15 protein-coding genes are annotated in these 21,109 nt (G+C 30.9%); 1 reads left to right on the plus strand and 14 read right to left on the minus strand.

Translation table 11 applies throughout. The features are described 5' to 3' along the window. The first annotated feature begins 98 nt into the window (after positions 1–98). Positions 99–557 carry a nucleoside 2-deoxyribosyltransferase gene (locus ACWOA3_RS02950; RefSeq protein ID WP_204642336.1) on the plus strand — a complete coding sequence of 153 codons (459 nt, stop codon included), beginning with the start codon at positions 99–101 and terminating at the stop codon, positions 555–557. A gap of 54 nt (positions 558–611) precedes the next feature. On the opposite strand, the gene ACWOA3_RS02955 is transcribed toward ACWOA3_RS02950, so the two are convergent. From ACWOA3_RS02955 to purD, 14 genes are all read right to left on the minus strand, one after another. Beyond that, complete coding sequence (locus ACWOA3_RS02955) at positions 612–1,643, minus strand: threonine aldolase family protein (protein WP_456884009.1); 1,032 nt, start codon at positions 1,641–1,643, stop codon at positions 612–614. 94 nt (positions 1,644–1,737) lie between these two features. Further along, complete coding sequence (locus ACWOA3_RS02960; protein ID WP_456884010.1) at positions 1,738–2,370, minus strand: ABC transporter ATP-binding protein; 633 nt, start codon at positions 2,368–2,370, stop codon at positions 1,738–1,740. Between the two features lie 13 nt (positions 2,371–2,383). Next, entirely contained in the window at positions 2,384–3,643 is a 1,260-nt protein-coding gene (locus tag ACWOA3_RS02965) for an ABC transporter permease (protein ID WP_456884011.1), read from the minus strand. 15 nt (positions 3,644–3,658) lie between these two features. After that, positions 3,659–5,044 (minus strand): FtsX-like permease family protein, encoded by a 1,386-nt coding sequence (locus ACWOA3_RS02970; RefSeq protein WP_442566139.1) that lies wholly within the window; start codon positions 5,042–5,044, stop codon positions 3,659–3,661. Between the two features lie 224 nt (positions 5,045–5,268). Further along, positions 5,269–6,201, minus strand: a complete 933-nt coding sequence (locus tag ACWOA3_RS02975) for a helix-turn-helix domain-containing protein (protein WP_003145950.1) — start codon at positions 6,199–6,201, stop codon at positions 5,269–5,271. Positions 6,202–7,138: 937 nt separating this feature from the next. Further along, on the minus strand, positions 7,139–7,384 hold the full coding sequence (locus tag ACWOA3_RS02980; RefSeq protein ID WP_456884133.1) for an LPXTG cell wall anchor domain-containing protein: 246 nt from the start codon (positions 7,382–7,384) through the stop codon (positions 7,139–7,141). Continuing rightward, positions 7,318–8,322: a hypothetical protein gene (locus tag ACWOA3_RS02985; protein ID WP_456884012.1), complete on the minus strand. Its 1,005-nt coding sequence runs from the start codon at positions 8,320–8,322 to the stop codon at positions 7,318–7,320. Before ACWOA3_RS02985 ends, ACWOA3_RS02980 begins: the two co-directional genes overlap by 67 nt. 170 nt (positions 8,323–8,492) lie before the next feature. Then, on the minus strand, positions 8,493–9,254 hold the full coding sequence (locus ACWOA3_RS02990) for an SEC10/PgrA surface exclusion domain-containing protein (protein WP_003145948.1): 762 nt from the start codon (positions 9,252–9,254) through the stop codon (positions 8,493–8,495). A gap of 139 nt (positions 9,255–9,393) precedes the next feature. Beyond that, a complete protein-coding gene (locus tag ACWOA3_RS02995) occupies positions 9,394–10,236 on the minus strand; it encodes a hypothetical protein (RefSeq protein ID WP_456884013.1) in 843 nt (280 codons plus the stop codon). Positions 10,237–10,622: 386 nt separating this feature from the next. Continuing rightward, a complete protein-coding gene (locus tag ACWOA3_RS03000) occupies positions 10,623–11,909 on the minus strand; it encodes an adenylosuccinate synthase (protein WP_456884014.1) in 1,287 nt (428 codons plus the stop codon). Positions 11,910–12,261: 352 nt separating this feature from the next. Further along, complete coding sequence (locus ACWOA3_RS03005) at positions 12,262–16,575, minus strand: trypsin-like peptidase domain-containing protein (protein WP_456884017.1); 4,314 nt, start codon at positions 16,573–16,575, stop codon at positions 12,262–12,264. 249 nt (positions 16,576–16,824) lie between these two features. After that, a complete protein-coding gene (locus ACWOA3_RS03010; RefSeq protein WP_456884020.1) occupies positions 16,825–18,480 on the minus strand; it encodes a formate--tetrahydrofolate ligase in 1,656 nt (551 codons plus the stop codon). A gap of 39 nt (positions 18,481–18,519) precedes the next feature. Further along, complete coding sequence (purB, locus tag ACWOA3_RS03015; RefSeq protein ID WP_316446735.1) at positions 18,520–19,824, minus strand: adenylosuccinate lyase; 1,305 nt, start codon at positions 19,822–19,824, stop codon at positions 18,520–18,522. Between the two features lie 48 nt (positions 19,825–19,872). Beyond that, positions 19,873–21,108, minus strand: a complete 1,236-nt coding sequence (gene purD, locus ACWOA3_RS03020; RefSeq protein ID WP_456884022.1) for a phosphoribosylamine--glycine ligase — start codon at positions 21,106–21,108, stop codon at positions 19,873–19,875. Position 21,109 lies beyond the last annotated feature (1 nt).

Raw genomic sequence — 21,109 nt, forward strand, 5'->3', positions numbered from 1 at the left:
AGTAGAATTTATAATCACTATCACTTCCCTCCAACATTAGTTGTAAAATACACCTCATATATATTATAATTTATATAACAACAAAGGAGGATTTGTCTATGAAACTTTATTTAGCAGGAGCACTATTTAATGAAGCGGAAATCGCTCAACGTTTAAAAGAGGGGAAATTATTAAGTGAAAGATTTGGAGAAAGATTATCTGTATTCAATCCAATCGAGCAACCTTTCAATGAAGATAAACAAACATTACCAACACCTCAAGATATTTTCAATGGAGATACATACGCAGTAGAAAATTGTGATATTTTCTTAGCAGATGTAACTAACGAAGACAGCGGAGTTATGGTAGAATTAGGAATAGCTATTGCACTAAACAAAAAAATTATTGCAATAAATTCAGATATTAGATTAAAATCTGCTAACAAATACGATATACCTAGCTATGCAATGAACCATTATGTTCTTGGTGGTATTTTAAAACATGGTACACTAGTTTACAGTTTTGAAGAAGCTATGAACGAACTAGAAAAACTGTTTTGTCTAAAAACTAAACTATAACTAACACGATAAAAAGCTTTAAAAATAGATTTTCTACTTTTAAAGCTTTTTATATTATAATATTTCAATTAATTTTTCAACATCTTCTTTTTTAGTTCCCCAGTCTGTAACAAAACGTATAATAGTATGATCTTTATCGAACGCTTTCCAATATGCAAATTCAACAATTTCTTTTAATTTATCCATGTCTGTATTATTTATAATAACAAATTGTTGATTTGTTGGTGAATCTACGTATAGTTTATATCCCTTATCTATAAGACCTTTCTTTAATAATTCAGCCATCTCTATAGCATGTTTACTAATTTCAAAATATAAATTATCAGTAAATAAAACATCAAATTGAATACCAAGCAATCTACTTTTTGCTAGTAATGCACCTTGTTGTTTAATTATTGTAATAAATTGTTTAGGAACATACTTATTATTTGAAAATACAATAGCTTCTCCACATAATGCTCCAACTTTCGTACCACCGATGTAGAAAACATCACATAAATTAGCAAATTCCTCAAATGTTAAATCACATTTTTTAGACGTTAATCCATATCCTAATCTTGCACCATCGACGAATAATGGGATTTTATATTCCTTACATAGCTCATATAAGTTTTGTAATTCTTCTTTACTGTATAATGTTCCATATTCAGTTGGGTAAGAAATATACACCATACCAGGTCTTACCATGTGAGCATTATTAGCATCTTTTTCGAAGTTTTCTAAGCACTCTTTGACATCTTCAAATTTAAGTTTACCATCAGCATTAGGTAGTTCTATTACTTTTCTTCCAGTATTTTCAATCGCTCCCGCTTCATGAGTACTAATATGTCCCGTATCAGTAGCTATTACTCCTTCGTATGAACGTAGCAATCCATTAATAACAACAGCATTCGTTTGTGTTCCACCTGATAAGAAAAAAATTTCCGCATCGTTTTTACCACAAGCTTCTCTAATCTTGTTTTTCGCTTGCTCTGAATAACTGTCACTACCGTAACCATATTCTATCTCAAAATTTGATTCTGATAATTTTTCTAATATTTTTGGATGCGCTCCCCTTCCATAATCGTTAACAAAAAATAACTTCATTAAGCACCTCTATCACTATATATCTTTTTAAATATTATACCATAATAAATAAAAATGGACCCAACTATTTACTTTTGAGCCCATTATATACATATTATCTAACTTTCAACTTCTTATCTTTTAATTCTAATACCACATCAGCAGCATTTGCTAATTGATTACTATGAGTAACAACAATTACACATTTATTATTCTCAACTGCAACTTTTTTCAGAATATCTATAATTTCTTGTGCAGTATTCTCGTCTAAGTTTCCTGTCGGTTCATCAGCAAGAATAATCGGAGCTTCTGATACTAATGCTCTTGCAATAGCTACACGTTGTTGTTGACCCCCTGAAAGTTTCATAACATTACGATTAATATGTTCTTCTTCCAATCCAAGTTTTAGAAGAGTATCCTTGTTCGCATTTTTCGAAACTAATTTAAGATTCTCTAGTGGTGTTAAATAATCAATTAGATTATAATTTTGAAATACTAGAGAAATATCTTTTCGTCTATGTTCACTATATCCTATTTTTTCAATATTAACATTATTAAATAATATTTCCCCATTTGAAGGACTATCTAGCCCTGCTAATAAAGATAATAAAGTTGATTTACCTGCTCCTGATTTCCCTATTATTGCATAAAACTTTCCTACTTCAAAGTTATAAGTAATTCCACTTAGCACTTTAGATCTGCTATTTTCATATAAGTAATCTACATTTTTTAATTTAAAAATCGACATTTCTTATTCCTCTCTAATTTATTTGCGTTAAAATTTTCTTCGGTTTCATTTTTAATATTGGTAATAAAGCAACTACGACTGAAATTATCACAATAGTTACCATAACTATTATCACACCTATGATATTCGAACCATTAATCGAAATTTTTGTTAATTCATCGCTAATTATCTTTGGTAAATCTTCTGAAAAAATACTTGTAGCATTACCGCTAATGTATTTAAGTAAGATAAACTCTAGTCCTAAAGCTGATAAAAAGCCGAATATCGTAACCATTAATGTTTCTACAACAAATTGTAAAATTAAATTGATTTTACTTATACCTAACGAAAGTAAAATACCAATTTCATATAATCGTTCTCTTATCCAAAACATAAGTACTAACGATAAAATCACAACTCCTACAATAACACTACCTATTCTAATCATGTTCGTAAGTTTTGTAACACTTTCAACTGAAGAAGTAATCAATTCGTAATTTTTGTTAGATTTTGATACTGAAATATTATTAATTCCTAAATTCTCAACGTTTCGTATAATATTATCTAAATTAGTCGGATTATTTACTCCATACTCAACAGATGTCACTCGATTACTTGTTGAATAATTTAATAACTCCTGACTAGAGTTATAATCTGTATAAACAGTATTTTCTATAAAATCTGAACTTAATCCTTCAAAGTTATTAGTCTTCTCCCCTGAAAAAATTCCAACTACTTCAAATTCAACAGTTTTACCATTTTGTTCTAATTTAATCTTATCACCTAAGTTTAAATTGTTGATTGTAGCAAATTTTTCATGAACTAAGATTTTATTTTGATCATTTTCTTCTATATGTCTTCCCTTTTCTAGCTTCAGAACTTCACTTTTGAAATCTATATTATTTTTTGTAGAAGTTATTCCATTCATCATTACTAAATTACTTTTATTTTTCATTTCCTCAGTAATTGTAATATTTTGATTTTCTTGAACAACTTTTTTATCTACTACATTAACAGACTTCGCATAAAGATAGTTCTTCTCGTTTACTCCAGCAACTTCATTAATTTTCTTCAAAGTATCCTTTTCTATTTCCTTATTTGATTTATCTATGCTTTCAATAGTAAATCCAAAGTTAACATCTTTATATAAGTTCTTAGAGATGCTTCCTACAGTTGTGTTTAGTATACTTCCACTTAGCAAGAAAAATGATATTAAAGTAACAATGAAAAATAAAATGCTACTCCTAACTTTTTTTCTAATAATATAAAGATATGCCCTATTAAAAATACTCATCAGTTTCTCCTTACATTAGTTAATATCCGATAATAAATCTTTTGGTTTTCTATAAGCCAATCTACTAGAAGCAATACCTACAGCAACGATAATAATTACAATTCCTACAATAACTACTGTTAACATATTGCCAAGGCCTACACTTACATCTAGCGCTGTAATAATTTTATTCGCACCTTCAACTTCTGCATTTGCTCCAAGATTAACACCATTAGCTTGATTTGATATCGTCTTACTTACAGACTTAATAGACTGTTGTAAAATCTGATTACCAATACTTTGGCTTATTGCACTTCCAACAAAATACGAAGCTATGAAACTTGGAATACTAATTAGCAATACTTCAAGTATAAATTGACCAATAATACTTGCTTTTGTCATCCCAATTGCTAAACTTACACCAATTTCCCTTCTTCTACTGTTTATCCATAGGAATAAAATCAGAGAAAGAATTACTATACTAAATACTATTGTAGCTATAAATACACCATTAGTTAAACTATATATTGTATCTAATGATTGTTGTAATGCTGGGAAGTTTTGATTACTTTTAACAAGCATATATTGTTTCCAGTTAATAGGTAATTTCTTAGCATCATTAATTATGCTATCTACCTTATCTTTTCCATCAACTAAGAACGTTGCATCTTGATATATTTCTTTTCCATCTTCATAGTTATATAAAGTTTTTGTTGTTTGCGTATCAGCTATAAAAATATTATCATATAGCTCCATATGACTAGAAGTTGCGCCTTTATTCTGTCCTCCAAAAATACCAACTACTGTGACTTCAACCTCTTTATCAGATTTTTTCTCATTATCAGCATCATTTGGATTACCTTTTAGTTTGATCTTATCTCCTACTTTTACTTTATTTTTCTTAGCAAAACCTTCATGAATTAAAACAGAATTTTTATCATCATCTTTAAGATGTCTACCTTCTTGTAACTTTAGTGTCTCTGCAGAGAATCTATCATCTAATGAAGAATCATTAGTTCCACTTACAATAACAGTTTTAGAGAAAAGTTGTCTTTGTTTGTTGTTTTTCTCTTCTTGTTGATGATTAGCCAGTTTTAACGGTTCTAAATCAACTAGATCAGCACTCACATTCATTCTTTTTATATATTTTTTCACACCAGGAAGATTCTTAATCTTTTCTATATCCTCACCGATTAAGTTACCAGCACCTCTAGCAGTTCCTGGATTAGTTTTTCTATTAATCTCCATAGAAAAACTACTAGTTATATTCTGGAAAGTTTCTTTAGACAAAGCATCTGTTGATTTTTTTATTGAAATAGTACTTAAAATTAATGATGACATTGTTACTAATATCAAGAATATAACAAATGACTTAAAACTTTTCCTAGTTATATATAACCATGCTTTTTTTAATATTGACATTATTTACACCTCTTTTTATTGTTTTTTTCTAAATAGGATTAATTACTGTTATCACCCTATAATTATATGATACCGCTTTTACTTAAAATTAAACTTATATTATTCATATAAAATTAAAACGCTTTAATATATAATTCAATAAAAAATTCAAAACAGTATAGAATACTATCCTCACGTTTTGAATTTCTTTATTATAAATTATATTAGAACATAATATAGTTTTATTAGAACTCGAAATCAATTCCCGTTTTATTTCTTTCATAAAACCATTTAACTAATTTATCTTTCGTTAGATTATCTACAAGTATGTGATTTAAATCTATTTGAGCATCTAGTAGACGAATACATTTATTTGCAAGTTCAACACCTTCTGGTTTATTCAATTTAAGTTGAATCTGTGCCAATATATAATTAAATGAAGTTACATGAAAAATAAAATACGTAACATGTACATAATGTTCCTTCAATAATTCAATAGCCTTAATACAGTATCCTTCTGCTTCTTCTACATGACCTCTTCTAGATAAAAGGGCTATAGCACTATTTAACAATAGTAACAATCTTTCACCTTTGTCAGAAGAAAACATATTGTCAGACTTTATAGGAACTAAAGACTCATTAATTACACGACGAATAAATTCATCTGAAAATTCATCATCATTAGTTGTTCCCATAATAAAAGTTAAAGTAAACAATTCATTAATATTATGCTTATCTAGACTTCTTAAGTGCTCTAAAACAATTTTCCTATTATCTCTTATGATCTGTGGTCCTTGAGTTTCTCCTAGTACACATAGAAACTGTTCGATATAAAGTCTAGTAGTAATCGAAATATTCTCATTTTGTTCCAGCGTTTTAATCGCTAAACTTTTAATTAACGATTGTCCACCCGCTATTTCTAATCGTTTTGATTCTGCTACAAATCCTGTCTGATCTACTTCTACAAGAGGTAAATACTCGGAAAAAAAATCTTGATAACAAATCCCTATATTTCTAAGCAACTGTTCAAATACTTCTAACGAAACACTTGTTTCATCTGCTTCAAATCTGATTAGTGTTCTTACTGAAATAGCATTTCCAGCAGCATCCTTTAATTTAATCCCACGCTCTTCTCTAATCTGCTTAAAGATTTTTCCATGCATATTTTTGTTGTCCATTTAAGTATCCGCCTCCTAAATAAATTTTATATCAATTATATCATAAATAATGTAATTTATGTTATGATACTTCTATTATTTTGATATTTTCTTAAATATTTTTCTATAACGTCTGATAATTTAGACAAATTAAAAAAGAGTAACCGACAACACAACACAACACAGTTACTCTTTTTTATGCCTATATTATTTTCCGTTTAATTACCCTTGTTTATAAACTTCAAAATTAATACTTTTCTCATCATTATTATATTTTTTCTTAATTATATTTAGGTACATAATATATTTTCTTCTCCAATTTTGTTAAAAAACAAATTAATTTAAACAACTTTTCTTAAATTAATTTTTAATGGCAAGTTAACAAAATTATTTTTATAAACTTCAACTTTCTTTTCTATAAAATTATTATAACTTTTTCCCTTAGAATATCATTGTTAACGAAAAAATAACCAAAAGTGTTAACATGATACTTCATCCTTTGTTATAGTAAATAATAAGTACGGACTCTTATAGACATTTATTATTATAGCATTATTTTTTCATAATTTACGTTTTGTGTTAAAATTGTCACTTTCAAGCATATTATAGTTAATATTCGCAGGAAAGTGACATCAGTGACACTCTTTTGAATTTAATACTAAAATTATTTTTTAGGTAATTATTTTCTAAAATTCTTTAAATTAATTTCCATTATCATATAACAGTAAAAATCACGTGAAAATCGGAATCTATTAAATGTATTAAATTCTAAGAAATTCATTGCCTTAAAATTTCTTTAATAAAAATTTAGCACTAAAATTTCATTAATTTATTTTTAAATTTTATTATCTTTATTTTTTCAATATTCCTTTTCAACTATATTCTTTTCTACCTAATATTTATAAAATAATTATCCCCCTTCCTAATAAAAAGGGAGACAATTAAACTATTATTTATCTTAATTATTTTCTTTGTTTTTACGTAGTCTCGCAGCTACTACTAGCGCTACTAATCCTGCTATAATTGCCGTTCCTGTTTGGCTTTCACCTGTATTAGGTAGAGTAGTTAATCCATTTGAATTAACTCTTGGATGTTGTAAGTTAGGTTTGTTGTTTAATTTACCTGGTGCTAGGTCTCCTAGTTTACCTGGAGTTTGTTCTTTTCCTGAATCTTGTTCTTTACCTGGGTTTTGATCTTTTTTGATCCTTTTCCTGGTTCTCCTGTTTTTTCAGGATTCTTATCTTCCGGTGTTCCTGGTAAATTAGGTTTTTCTTCTTTAATAGGAGTTTCTGGAAGAGTTGGATCTTCTGGAATTATTTCAGATTGTCTTTTCCTCTCTTCTTCCTGTCTTAAGTATTTCTCTAAATCAAACTCAATTGGTTCTATTGAATTATCTTCATCTAATACAGCCCATTTGAAGTTTTCTAATTTATACTGTCTTTTAATCTTTTCGAATTCTTTAGTATCTTCTATCAATTGTTTTTTAATTGTATCTAATTCAGTATTAAGAGCTTTTAATTCTTCTTCTAACTTAGATTTTGCTTCTTGAGCTTTAGCTAGTTTTTCTTTATTTTGATCTAACTGAATTCTATCCATTCTTATTTTTTCTAAATCAGCTTTTGCTTTATTCAATTCTTCTTCAGTTGCTTTTACATCAGATTCTAGCTCAGCAATCTTAGTATTTACTTTACTAATCTCACCTTCAATATATTTCTGCAATTCTTTAGCTTGGTCTAATAATTTAGCACTTTCTTCTACATCTTTTTGTGCAGAGTCTAAGTCAGCAGCTGATTTAGTCATTTTTTCAATATACCTAACATTATCTAACTCAAGTTGGTCTACAACTTTTTGTTGTTCATCTGCTTTAGTAGTTAAGTTGTTGATTTTAACATCAACTTCTTGTACTTTAGCTGTTGCTTTTTCTGTTTGTTTTTCAGTAGCTTTAAGTTTATCTAATACTTTAGTAGCACTATCTAGATTAGCTTTAGCATCTACTACTGGTTGTTCTTTACTTTCGCGAACTTTTACAGCATCAACGTATGCTTTCTTGAAACTTTCAAGATCTGGTACTGCTGGTAATTCAACTGTATCTTTTGATTCATTAGAGTATTTAGCAATGAAGTTTTGTTTAGCTCTTTCCATTGCGTCAGCACTTGGGTCATCATAGATGAAACTTCTACCTTCGCTTCTACCTGGAATTGCCGCATTTTCTTCAAATTTAACATAAGAAATTTTAATTATACCTCGGTTTGGTAACTTAAGTAGTAATTTATAATATTCTTCAAGAAAATCAAGTGGTATAGGCTTGAATTTTAGAATGTTTCCAAATTCATCGTATTCAATATACTGTTTATTTTTTCAATAAATTCTTTTGGTAGTCTGTTGATATTGTAATCATCCCCTACGTTTTCGAAGTGAGCTACAGCAAGTCCCATTGGTGTTTTCGCTCTATATAATGATTCAGCATGACCATAACCACCTGAAATAGTTCCTTCATAAAAGAATAACGTTACTGAGTTATAAACATGTTCATATAGAGCGTTTCGTGACATTTTGTGGTCACTGAATGTTGTTGAACCTGCATTATAAAGGTTTTCATAGTAGTTAGCGTCTCTAATTAAACCATGTTTTGCTGCAACTTCAGAGATACCTTTGATGTAGTGACCTGCATTTAGGTTAGAGTGGTTATCTCTCATTACAGTTTCTGTGATTTCTTTTGCTAATTGCATTGAATTTTTGTTTACTTTTAATGGTTCAAGTCCGAATTGACTACGGATTTGATTTAATAAGTAAATACCATATTGTGACATTTTAAGTCTTTCTTCTTCAGACATATTTTTAAGATTGATTTCGTAATCATCTTCATGGCTATATCTGTCGTAAAGGAATTTGTGGTTAATTTCTTTTTCTATAGATTTTAATTCTTTACGCAACTCCTTACGTTTAGCGAACATTTCATCCATAGTTATACCTTCTTGTTTCCAGTTTAGAGTATAATCCATGTATTCTTTGAATTTATCTACGAAACGTAGATCTAATGCAATTTTATATTTTACATTTTTACCATAAGGCATCACTACAGCATCATATTCTGCTTTTTTAGTCGCTTAATCTTTTTGCGTTGTCTAAAACTGAACATGTAAAAAAGAAACTAAGTCACTATGTAGCAAATTAGTTTCTTTAAAATATATTATTTTATAAATACATCTATTGTTAAAATTCTATATCAATACCTGTCTTATTAACTTTACAATAAGCTTCATAAGTTACATCCCTTACCTGTCTGTAATAAGAATCACCAGTAATCTCAGCAACAATATTTTCATATTTCAGAATTTTATTCGCTAAAATAACTCCTTCTTCCTTATTTTGCCTTAAGTATAGCGTAGCCATTATTGCAACGACTTCCTTAGAAAAGGCAGCTCTATTTATTAACAACGGATTTTCATTAAATAGCTTAAGCGTCTCTTTGCATCTTTTCTCAGCTAATTCATAGTAACCAGCTCTTACTAAGAACGATAGCGCTACTTTTAACAAATCACAATATGCAGCACTCATATATTTACTCAAATAATTTCTTACTGGGATATTTTTAAAGCAATCTTCAATAACCCTTTCAATATATTCTACTGAATAATCACCTTTTGAAGACAAATATATTAAAATAAACAGTCCGTAAATTTCATCAGATCCCAATTTATCCAATGAATCAATTCTATCCTTTATTAATCTTCTATTCTCTTCAAATAATTCTTTATCCTTATCCCATAGAATATTATTTAAATAAATCAATATAGTTAATCTCTTACTAAAATCTATATCTTTTTTCTTTAACTCTTTTTTACATTCATTTACTAACTTTGATGAAGAACCTGATTGCAACAGTTTCTGTAATTTATTAGCAAATTCAGTAGTCTCGAAGTCTGTATTATCTAAATAAAAAGTAAAATAATCTAAATAATTAATATTCAAATTGTCTAATAATTTTTCAAAAATAGAAATAGAAATACTAGTTTCATCAGCTTCAAAACGCATTAATGTTCTTGTAGATATCACATCACCTACTACATCTTTTAATTTATACCCTCTTTCCTCTCTTAGTTTTTTTTAAACTCGTCCATGCATTTTATTATCGTTCATTCTTCATCTCCTAAATTTAATACTAGCTAAAATTTATTACTATATTTATCTAAAATAGATGTAAGTAAATACTATTATAATAGTGATTTCTTCTATATTCTATCATTAAATTAATTCTTATTTTGAAATCGTGACAAAACTGTCTCACACCTTAGTGTTAACTCTTTTTTTCTATTTAAACATTTAACGACGTGACATTTTCGTCACATAATTATTTTTGCTTAGAATAATTTTTCTTAAAAATAAACCTCAAGGCATAACACTCTATACCTCGAGGTTTAATTCTTATATTAATCTTTATACTAGTTCCATAAATCTTCTAATAAGTGAGTTTGAGTTCTGTCTGGTCCTGTAGAGAATACAGAGATTTTAACTCCTACTAGTTCTTCAATTTTTTCTAAATATTTTCTTGCATTTTCAGGAAGCTCATCTAGTGATGTTACACCTGTGATATCTTCATCAAATCCTGGTAATATTTCATAAATTGGTTTACAATCTTTAATGATATTTTCATTTGCTGGGTATTCAGTTAAGATTTCACCTTTATAGTCGTATGCTGTACAGATTTTAATTTCTTTAAGTCCTGTAAGAACGTCTAAGCAGTTTACTGACAGATTAGTCATACCAGATACACGAGCTGAGTGACGCATTACTACAGTATCGAACCATCCAATACGACGTGGACGTTTAGTAACTGTTCCGTACTCATGACCAACTTCACGAATTGTATCTCCGATTTCATCGAATAATTCTGTTGGGAATGGTCCATCCCCTACACGTGAAGTATAAGCTTTTGAAATACCTAGTACTTTAAGTCCATTTGTTGGTACGAATCCATTACCTACTGTAATTCCACCTGCAGATGGGTTAGATGAAGTAACATACGGGTATGTTCCGTGGTCGATGTCTAACATAACACCTTGCGCACCTTCAAATAAAATATTTTTATTTTCATTTTGTGCATCTTCTAATACTTTAGAAGTATCTGTAACATATTGAGCTAATTGTTTTCCATATTCGAAATACTCATTGAAGATTTCTTCTACTGTGAATCCTTCAGTTTCATAGATTTTTTCGAATAGTTCATTTTTTTCTTTCAGATTTTGTTCTAATTTTTTCTTGAATAGATCAGTATCTAATAAATCAGCTATACGGATACCACAACGTTTGTATTTATCTACATAACATGGTCCGATTCCTTTTTTAGTAGTACCAATTTTGTTTTCTCCACGACGAGCTTCTTCAACTTCATCAAGTTTTAAGTGATATGGTAATACTACATGTGCTCTATTAGAGATTCTTAATCCCTTACAAGTAACTCCACTTTCTTTAAGTCTATCAATCTCACCACAAATCCATTTAGGATCTACTACTAGACCATTTCCGATAATTGAAAGTTTCTCTTCATTAAAAATTCCAGATGGGATTAATTGAAGTTTGTAAGTTTTTCCATCAAACTTAATAGTATGTCCTGCATTGTTACCCCCTTGATAACGAGCAATTACATCAGCACGTTCTGCTAAAAAGTCGGTAATTTTACCTTTACCTTCATCTCCCCATTGTGAACCTACTACTACGATTATTGACATTAGTTACGCCTCCTGAAAGCAAATATTTTTTCCATTAATTATTATATCACAAATACAGACGTTTACAACCATTTTTTATAAAAAACTCAAAATTATCGGACGATATAGATCATTTTCACACTTTGTTCACTATTATGCGTTTTCATTAAAAACTTTTATAGTTTGGGAGTGACTCAAAAATCGTGATTTCGAAGAAACAAGATTTTGTCGAGTCACCCCCGCAAGTTTATTAGATATCTAAAAAGCGTTTTAAAAGCGATTTTAGATATCAATAAACCACTGCGTCTATGAGTTTTCATATACTCTTTGTTAAAATTTAGGCCTTTTGGATCGACCTCTTTATGTTATTATATTATTTTTTTAGTTTTCGTTTAGATAACATCGTTGTTGCGACAAGTAACATTCCACCTAATACTCCACTTTCTACAGGTGTTTCTCCAGTATTAGGTAGTTTTTGGACTTGTGCTTTCTTAGACGCAGTAGTCTCATTTTGACTTTCAGTATTTTGAGATTGATAAACATCAACAGTTTCTTGTTTTTTGTTATCAAAATTCTCTAATTCAACTTTTTGATAAATGTAGATTTTATTCCCTTCGCCATCTACTTCTTTTTTTCCTGTATATTTATAGCCTTTTAGCTCTTTTGGCTTTTCAGAAATTGCTAAAACATCTAAAATATTACCTTTTTCGTCTTTTAAAAGAGCTACTTTTAGTTCAGGTAATTGTTCTTTTACTGTTGCTGTTTCTGAATTTACTCCAGCTTCGAACGGTATAGTTTCTTCTGTCACTACTGATTCTGCGGGATTCACTCCGCCTTCGAATGGTTTTAATTCTTCTACAGTTGGGGCTTTTTCATCTGATTTAGATGTTATAACACCTGATTTATCTTTCTCATAAATGTAGATTTTATTTCCTTCGCCATCTACTTCTTCTTTTCCTGTATATTTATAGCCTTTTAGCTCTTTTGGTTTTTCAGAATTCGCTAAAACATCTAAGACATTTCCTTCTTCATCTCTTAAAAGTGCTACTTTTAGTTCAGGTAATTCTTCTTTAACCGATGCTATTTCTGAGTTTACTCCGCCTTCGAATGGTTTTAATTCTTCTGTCACTACTGATTCTGCAGGATTCACTCCACCTTCGAACGGTTTTAATTCTTCTACAGTTGGGGCTTTTTCATCTGATTTAGATGTTAAATCCTCACTAGAGATTTCTTCTTCTCTTTCTGTTTGAATTATGTTTCCTGTTTTTTCATCAACCGTATATACAGTCGTTACTTTTACCTTCTTCCCATTTTCTCGTTGAACTACTTCTACTTTATCCTTCGCTGGAACTTTCACTACTGTTTCTGTTGCTTCTTTTATCTCTGGCATTCCTGTTCGCTCAGTTACTTCGCCTGTTTTCGGATTTACTTCGTACGTTGTTGTTACTTTTCTTGTTCCTTTTTCTCCAAGAACAGTAATATTACTTTGGCCTTTTTCTCTCGTACTATCTTTTTCGTATCTTGCTGAACTTGGGATTTCTGTTACTTCTACTTTATCTTTCGCGGCAACTTTAACTACTGTTTCTGTTGCGGCTTTCACCTCTGGCGTTCCTGTTCGCTCTGTTATTTCTCCTGTTTTTGGATTTACTTCGTACGTTGTCGTTACTTTTCTTGTTCCTTTTTCTCCAAAAACAGTAATATTATTTTGGCCTTTTTCTCTCGTACTATCTTTTTCATATCTTATTGGACTTGGGATCTCTGTTACTTCTACTTTATCCTTCGCTGGAACTTTCACTACTGTCTCTGTTGCTTCTTTTATCTCTGGCGTTCCTATTCGCTCTGTTACTTCTCCTGTTTTCGGATTTACTTCGTACGTTGTCGTTACTTTTCTCATCCCTTTTTCTCCAAAAACAGTAATATTATTTTGGCCTTTTTCTCTCGTACTATCTTTTTCGTATCTTATTGGACTTGGGATTTCTATTATTTCTACTTTATCTTTCGCCGGAACTTTTATTATTGTATCAGTTGCTTTCTTTTCTGTTTTCTCTACAGTTTCACTTATTGTTCCATCTTTTTTATTAAGTGTATATTTTGTAACTTCTTTTTCATAACCATTAGAACCTTCTATGCGCTTGTTAGGTAGTCCTCTTGCTTTTTCTTTATCTGCTATATATTTTGTATTTGACAGAATTTCCTTTGTATTTTCTATTGGTTTAACCCCTACTTTAACTACCTCATCAACAGCTGGTTCTTTAGTTTCTTTTTCTTTTATTAACTCTCCATCTTCATCCTTGATGTAAGTCGTTTTAAGTGTTCCTTCAATACCTTTTTTAATTACAGACCTTTCGCCTTTGTTTAGTTCTTTGTCTGCTACATATTTTGTATCAAAAGGAATTTTTTCTTCTTTCTCAACTAATGATTCAATTTTATATAATCCTGTTTTTATCTCAAAATCTTCTTTAGTAGCGGTATCTATTTTTTTCTCAAATAATATATTTCCATCAACAGATAATCTTATTTTATCTTCAGTTCCTATTTTTTTTATTCTATCACTGAACCATTGTTTTAATTTAGAATCATCTTTTAAATCCTTCAATTCAAATTCAGCAACATCGCCGTAGTCTACATTTTTTTCTTCTCTATATACAGGGGCTTTCGGATTACCATCAATATAAGATTTTACCCAATCGAGTTGTTCTTTAGAAAAGACTAATCCACCACTTCTTTCCCCAACGACACCATTTTGATGCACTCCGATAATTTCACCTTTATCATTATAAAGTCCACCACCTGATGCACCTGGTTTAGTACCCGTATATCCAATTCCAGTTAATCCAGCACCTCGATCTACTACATCGGTAACTTTAGTGTCGATAACTGGCTTTAATTTACCATCAGGAAAACCATAAACTGACACTTTATCACCGCTATTTACAACAGATACATCTTCTTTTACAGCAGCAGGGGTAACATTATCCACAACTTCTTTAAACTTAACTAAAGCAAGATCATGCGTAAATCCAACAACTGAATCATCTTTTTTCCAATAATGAATATCAGAGTCTGTAAAGAATACCTTTTTCCCATTTGGAAGTACTGCATAATATTTTTTATCATTATTACCAGTAGCTTTTTCCGTCACCTTACCGTTCTCAAACTTCAAGAAGTTATGAGCAACTGTAAGTAATAAATCTTTTTCAATTAATGTACCCGATCCTGTGCCATCAGGAGTTACTATAATCGCTGTTGCATTGAAATTACGCAATCCGTTCGGTGCATTCTTCACCTCTTCACTCGGTTTAGGAAGCGTAACATCACCAGATGTATCAACTTGGCCAGGTTGTGTTCTAACGAAGTTGTCTCCTTTAATGATAGCATCAATATATGTATTTCCTAATGATAGTTTACTTACAAAGTCTTTAGACCAATTTTCATTAAATTTCTTATTAATCGCCTCTCCATCTATAGACACAATTGTGGCGTTAGGATTTTTACCAAATAAATCTTTATTTTCCTTGTCTTGTTTAAAGTCATAATTAACCGCAGAACCTACGTTACCTTGCGCGACAACTCTTTCTACTAGTTTTTCTCCAGCTTCATTCTTAATTCTAAGTACTACTTTTCCTTTCTCTGTACCTGATAGTAATCTTCCACGTCCATTACTATCAAATGAGTATCTAGCACCATCTATTTCTCGCTCTGTACTAACTAACGCCCTATGGTTGTTATCATAATAATATTTATCATTCCCATTAACAAACCAACCTTTAATACCATGTTCTTCTATTATCTTGTTTATCCAAGATCTATGTTTATCAGTGAAAAATAAACCTCCTCCATGCTGCTCGGCGTCAGTTCCTGCGTCCGTATTTGTACCGTGTTGATGAATACCTACAACTTCACCTTTATCATTAAAGATTGGCCCTCCTGAAAATCCACCTAAAGCACTCGTATTATAAGTACCGTCACCAGTAGTTGTATTTAGGCTTGATAGTATCCCTGAGATTTTATACATTTTTCCATCTTTTAATCTTGCTTTCGTTGCTTCTGACAATCTTTTCGAAGAGAAATCATTCGGATAACCTATCAAAGTAATATTATCACCTTGACTAGCAACACCAAGTTCACGTGGTTTATCTTCACCATTTGTCATCGCCTCTACAGGTCGTTCTGTAACTACAGCTGCTAAATCATTTTCATAAGATTTAGCAAATTCTTTCTGATTATAGTAATGAATATTTCCTTTTGGTATGATATCACTAGTTCCATTCGCTGGTGTATTGTTACGTTTTTCCGTATCAGAGTTCATAACAACATAGCTTTGGGCACTATTACCTCCACGAACATAACCCGATCCAGAAGCTTTGTCTTTATCTAAATAATTATGAGCAACTGTCACCATAACATTCGGTGCGACAAATACTCCACTACCTGAAGCAACCTGTTTTGATCCATTGCTATCAAAACTAGTATAGGTCATAGCCACACCGCTAGTCTCTTTATTGTGAACATCTGCATCCACAATATCAGCTCCACCTTTAACAACTGCGGCTTGTGCCTCCTTATTTACTATTTGGTTGTTATCAGTTAGTCCATATACTAAAATTCCACAAAAACTTATACATCCAATTAAACCATACTTTTTAGTTTTTCTGAAAAAACCATATGTTTTCTCGTTTCTTATCATTTATATTTCCTCCTGTCTTAATTCCTCTATAAATATTAATGGAAATCCCCATTAATATAAACATAAAATAACTCAATATATACTTTCTCAAGTATATTATAACCAAAATAATAAATAAATCTATAGTTATTTTTTATTTTTGTATTTACATTAGTTACATGTATAAAAATTCTTTAATACACTATATTTTTCCTTAAAAAAGTAAAGAGCTAGACAAGTCTAACTCTTTACTTTTTTAGGAATATACTACTAGAAAATCCCAATGATTGTTTCTGTTTCTTCATCAATATCGATATTTAATGCACTTGGTACTTTTGGAAGTCCTGGCATTGTTAGTACTTTATTCGCATATGCTACTACGAATCCTGCACCACTTCTTAATTTAACATCGTTAATAGTAATGTTAAATCCTGTAGGACGCCCTTTGATTTTTGCATTATCTGTTAATGAAGCTGGAGTTTTCGCCATACATACTGGTAAATGCTTGAATCCAAGACTTTCGATTCTTTCGATTTCAGATTTTACTTCATCTGAGAAGTTAACTCCATCTGCTCCGTAAATCTCACGACATACTGTTTCAATTTTTTCAGTGATTGAAGCTTCGTCTTTGTACAATAATTGTAGTTCTTTGTCATTTCCTTCTACAGCTTTTACTACTTTTTCAGCTAGGTCTATTCCACCAAGACCACCTTTTTCCCATACTTCTGTACGAGAGAATTCTACACCTTGTTCTTTAGCCCAGTTTTCTAAGAATGCTAATTCTTTTTCAGTGTCTGTAACAAAGACATTTAGAGCTACTACTATTGGTAAATTAAATTTACGTAAGTTTTCAATGTGTTTTTCTAAGTTTTGAACACCTTTAGCTAATGCTTCTAAGTTTTCTTCTTTTAGATCTTTTTCTTCAATGTCTCCATGTAGTTTTAATGCTTTAACTGTTGCTACTACTACTGCAGCTTTTGGCTTAAGACCTGCTTTACGACATTTAATATTTAAGAATTTCTCAGCTCCTAGGTCAGCTCCGAATCCTGCTTCTGTAATTACATAATCAGCGAATTTTAAAGCTGTTTTTGTCGCCAAGATTGAGTTACATCCGTGCGCAATGTTTGCGAATGGTCCACCGTGAATAATTGCTGGATTGTTCTCTAATGTTTGAACAATATTCGGTTTAATTGCATCTTTTAATAATGAAGTTATAACACCTTCAATTTTCAAATCTTTTAGGTAAACTGGTTCACCTTTTTTATTGTAAGCTACAAGGATATTACCTAATTTTTCTTTAAGATCAGCAATACCTTCTGACAGACATAGAATAGCCATTACTTCACTAGCTACAGTAATGTCAAATCCATCAAGGCGTTCTAAGTCCGTCCCTGCATTTACTTTTACATGACGTAAATCACGAGCGTTCATGTCCATAACACGGTTGAAGACGATTCTATCAATCTCTAATTCGTTCCCTTGAAATACGTGGTTATTTACTAATACCGCAATTGCATTGTGCGCTGTAGTAATAGCATGCATATCTCCAGTAAAGTGAAGGTTAATATCTTCCATCGGTACTACTTGAGCATATCCACCACCAGCTGCTCCACCTTTTCTTCCTAATACAGGACCTAAAGATGGTTCACGTAATGCAACACAAGATTTTTTTCCGATTCTATTTAATCCATCAGATAAACCGATAGTTACAGTACTTTTTCCTTCACCACTTGATGTTGGGTTAATAGATGTAACTAGTAATAGTTTGGCATCTTCACTAATATCTTTTTTAATATTTTTTGTTTGGATTTTTGCTTTGTGATTTCCGTATAATATTAAATCTTCTTCTTTTATCCCTAATTTACCTGCTACTTCAGCAATATGTTTCTTTTCACATTCGTTTGAAATTTGAAAGTCTGACTTCATTTAATCTACCTCTTTTCTTTGAGCTTGTTATTTTTTATTTTAATCTTCCAATCCTGGAATACGTTTATAGATCTTATCGATATTTACAAGGTGTACATTTAGATCGAAACAACTATCTAACACTTCTTTAGAAACTGTATTTTTAATAGTTTCATTTTCTTCTAGAAGTTGTCTAAATGGAATACCTTCGAACCATGATTTCATCGCTAGTGGTTGTACTAAATCGTACGCTTCTTCACGAGAGAATGAGTATTTTTCAATAAGGTTACTCATTGTTCTTTGAGCGAAGATTACCCCATTAGTAGCGTAAATATTTTTAATCATGTTATCAGTAAATACTGTTAGATTTTTCACAACATTAGTAAATCTGTTTAACATGTAGTCTAATAATGTTGTTGCATCATTACTTAAGATTCTTTCGGCACTTGAGTGAGAAATATCACGTTCATGCCATAGTGGAATGTTTTCGTATGCTGCAAACATGTATCCACGCATAATTCTAGCGCATCCTGCCATGTTTTCACTTGAGATTGGATTACGTTTATGAGGCATTGCACTTGAACCTTTTTGATTTTTCGAGAAGAATTCTTCTGCTTCTCTTACTTCTGTACGTTGTAAGTGACGAATTTCCACCCCAATTTTTTCGATTGAACTTGCGATTAATGCTAAAGTTGCATAGTAATCTGCATGTCTATCTCGTTGAAGTGTTTGCGTTGAAATATTACTTGATTCAATTCCTAATTTTTTACAAACATAGTCTTGAACTTCTGGTGGAGTATTTGAGAATGTTCCTACAGCTCCAGAGATTTTCCCTACTTCGATAATTTTTCTTACTTCATTAAAACGTTTGATATGACGGTTAAATTCATCATAATAAAGAGCGAATTTTAATCCAAAACTACTGATATCAGCATGTACTCCGTGAGTACGTCCGATACATGGTGTGAATTTATATTGTAATGCTTTTTCTTTTAATACTTCTTGGAAATTTAATAAATCTCTGTAAAGTATATCATTAGCTTGTTTATATAAATATCCATAAGCAGTATCAACAACATCAGTAGATGTTAATCCATAGTGCACCCATTTTTTTTCATCGCCTAGATAACTAGAAACATTACGAGTGAATGCTACTATATCATGCTTTGTTTCTTTTTCTAATTCTAAAATTCCTGGTAGGTCAAATTTTGCATTAGCGAATAATTTTTCAACGTCTTCTTTTGGTACAACCCCTAATGTACTCCAAGCTTCTGTTGCATAAAGTTCTACTTCTAAATATGCTTTAAAACGATTTTCATCGCTAAAGATATTACGCATTTCTTCTCTACTATATCTTTCAATCATTGCAATAATCTCCTGATGTTTTTATTTCAATCGGTCTATCTAAAAATATTATAAAGACAAATGACCGATGTCTTTTCTGTAAAATAGTTCTTCACATTCTATTTTTACTATCTCATTATACACTTTTTTATATGCTTCTTGCAAGCTCTTTCCTTGAGCGCAAACTAATAATACACGACCACAATTAATTACTATATCATCACCTACACGCTTAGTTCCCATATGGAATACTGGTGTAGTGATTTTATTCAAGCCATGTATTACAGCCCCTTTTTTACTCTGTTCTGGATATCCTTTCGCTGCCATTACGACACCTATAAATGCATCCTCAGACCAAGTTAATTTAACTTCTTTTCCGTCGATAATATTATTAGCAATCTTATATAGACTACTTTCTAAAGAAAGAAGTAAAATTTCACTCTCAGGATCTCCGAAACGAACATTAAATTCTATAGTTTTTACGCCATCATGACACTTCATAAGACCGGCATACAATATTCCATAAAATGGCATTCCTTCATTACTCATAGCATCAACCATCGGTTGAACAACATTTCTAACCCCTTCATCAATGTCATCTTGAGTAATTTTCTTAAGTGGCAGGTATGCTCCCATTCCACCTGTGTTTAATCCTTCATCATTATCGAATGCACGTTTGTGATCTTGAGCAATTTTCATCGGATAAACTTTTCTATCCGAAACAAAACACATTAACGAAAATTCTTCACCTTGAAGAAATTCTTCAATAACAACGCTAGAACCAGCCTTATTGAACTTAGCGTTACACATCATTTCCTTAAGTTCAATTTGTGCTTCTTCTAAAGTGTTTGCTATAATTACACCTTTACCTGCAGCTAAGCCGTCTGCTTTAAGAACAATCGGTGCTTTTTGCTTACTTAAGTACTCTTTAGCTTGTTCATAATCATTAAAACTTTCATATTTTGCTGTTGGAATATTGTACTTTCTCATCATCATTTTTGAGAATACTTTACTTCCTTCTAGTTGTGCTGCTAGTTTAGAGGGACCAAAGGCGCGGATACCTACTTTTTGAAGCTCATCTACTATACCATTAACTAATGGTACTTCAGGTCCAACGAAAACTAGATCAATATTGTTTGTTTTTGCATAGCTAGGTATTTGGTCTTCTGTTAATGCTACACATACTCCAAATTTTTCGACTGCAGGATTAATTCCTGCCATATGTACTTCGTGACCTTCTTTGTGGAATTTATAAGCGATAGCGTGCTCTCTACCACCGCTTCCTACTACTAACACTTTAGCCATA

This window comes from Gemella taiwanensis, assembly GCF_054054385.1.